We start from the raw sequence: 1,987 nt of genomic DNA, 5'->3' as shown, positions 1-1,987 counted from the left end.
CGTCCCGCTTGCCCTGGGCGGCCAGCGCGGCGACCGGGCGGCCCGCTCGCGGCTTATCAGGCCGTCCCAGGCGGGCATCGCGGCAATCCTCGCCCTCGCGGCCGCCCTGGTTTTCCTGCTGGTCACGCAGGTCACCACCCGGCAAGAGCTGCGGCAGTCCCAGTCGGCCAACCACGCGATCGCCGCGGTGCTCGCCGCACCCGACGCGCGCATCGAGACGATGCCCGCCACCGTGGGCGGCAGCGTCACCGCGGTGCTGTCCGTCCGGCAGCACGAGGCGGTCGTCACTGCCGTCGGGCTGCCCACCCCGGCGGGCAGCCGGATCTACCAGCTCTGGGTAATGAGTCCCGCCGGTGCCCGGTCGGCCGGCCAGCTTCCCGCCAGCCACGCGGGCTCGACCTCGCTCGTACTGGCCGTGGAGGTGGAGCCGGGCGACCGTCTTGGCGTCACTGTCGAGCCGGCGGGCGGCACTGCCCAGCCCACCACGACGCCCGTCGTAGTGATGCCGGTGCCCGTCGTCGAGTAGCGGAGGCTCGGGAGTCGCAACCGTACGTTCTGGATAAAGAGCTTTTTCCCGAACGGACCGTTGATGGCTCCGAGCCGTTCGCAGTCTCCCCGGTCGTGGGCACCACCAACTCGAACGTCGAGCCGCGGCCGACGCCGCTGGTGACCCGGACCGAGCCGTGGTGCGCCTCGGCGATCGCCGCCACGACCGGCAGGCCCAGCCCGAAACCGCCGCTCTCGCGGCTGCGGTAGGGGGTCGCGCGCGAGAACCGGCTGAAGATCCTGGCCAGGTCCTCTTCGGGGATGCCGCAGCCGGAGTCGGTCACGGCGAGCACCGCCTGGCCGCCCTCGACCCACGCGCTGAGCTCAATGAGGTCGTCGGCCTCCGTGTGCGCGACGGCGTTCTCCACCAGGGCGTCCATCGCCACCGCGAGCCGGTCGTGATCGCCGAGGATGGTCGCCTCGGCCACTTCCCCCAGCCGCCAGCGGCGCGGCGTGTAGCCCCACCTGCTGAGCGCTTCCATCACCACCGTGTCGACCGCCACCGGCGCCAGGTGGAGGAAGCCAGGGGTGCCCGCCGACGTCAGCAGCAGCAGCCGGGCCGCCAGCCGCCGCATCCGGCCGAGCTCGCCCACGATCACCCGGGCGTCTTCGGCGACCAGCTGGTCGGTGACGGCCTGCTCGATCAGCTCAGCGTGGCCCAGCGCCACCGTGATCGGCGTCCCCAGCTCGTGGGCGGCGTCCAGCAGGAACAGCCGCTGCTGTTCCAGCAGCCGCAGGTTCTCCTGGGAAACCCGCTGCACCTCTTCCATCGCCGCGAGCCGCCCCTCGACCGCCGACACCCGCCGCCTGCCGTGCCAGACCATGACCAGGAACATCAGCGCGATCAGCGGGACCTCGGCCAGGTAGTCCGCGTCCTGCTGACCGTTGATGACCTCGACCCCGATGATCGCCCCGGTCGCGAGCGTCACCACGGTCAGCGTCAGGATGGCGGGCTGCAGCCGCCACAGCCGGAAGCCGTAGATCACCGTCAGGCTCACCCAGATGGCCAGGAACGGCACCGTCCCCCACTGCGGGACGAGCTTCATCACCGTCAGGTTCGCCACGACGAACGCCACCCAGATGAGGTCCCACCGCGACGACCGCGCCCACCGCAGCGCGCCGCGCAGCCTCGCCGCCAGGCCCTGCCCCCATTCCCGCATCCCGACCCTCCAGCTCCTGTCCCGCGCCAGGCTTGCGCGAATAATCAGCTACTCCACGGTATGAGCCGGCCGGGTCCGGCACCAGCAACTTCAGGTTACGACCATCGCTTCTTTCCCTGTCCGGTCAGCTCGACGAGCCGAGCTGGACCGGCACGCTGATCACCTGGGTCTGCTGCCACGCGCCGGCCGGGGTCAGCCGGAAGACGGTGAGCGCGCTGCCGCCGGACACGGCCAGCGCGTCGAGCGCGCCTCCCGGCCCTGGCGCCAGCACGGCGGTGCCG

The 1,987-nt window shown here is 72.0% G+C and carries 2 protein-coding genes; one reads left to right on the top strand and one right to left on the bottom strand.

The window, feature by feature from the left end:
- A partial coding sequence (locus WA805_RS15670; RefSeq protein WP_425242691.1) for an anti-sigma factor occupies nt 1-526 on the top strand: 526 nt, incomplete at its 5' end.
- On the opposite strand, the gene WA805_RS15665 is transcribed toward WA805_RS15670, so the two are convergent.
- Nucleotides 447-1,706, bottom strand: a complete 1,260-nt coding sequence (locus WA805_RS15665) for a sensor histidine kinase (protein ID WP_425242690.1) — start codon at nt 1,704-1,706, stop codon at nt 447-449. The two genes, WA805_RS15670 and WA805_RS15665, sit on opposite strands and share 80 nt — an antisense overlap.
- Between the last annotated feature and the right edge of the window lie 281 nt (nt 1,707-1,987).

It is taken from the genome of Trebonia sp., from assembly GCF_049794275.1.
Classification (GTDB): domain Bacteria; phylum Actinomycetota; class Actinomycetes; order Streptosporangiales; family Streptosporangiaceae; genus Trebonia.
The sequence above is the reverse complement of the archived record's forward strand: the minus strand, read 5'-3'. Positions and strand labels throughout refer to the sequence as shown.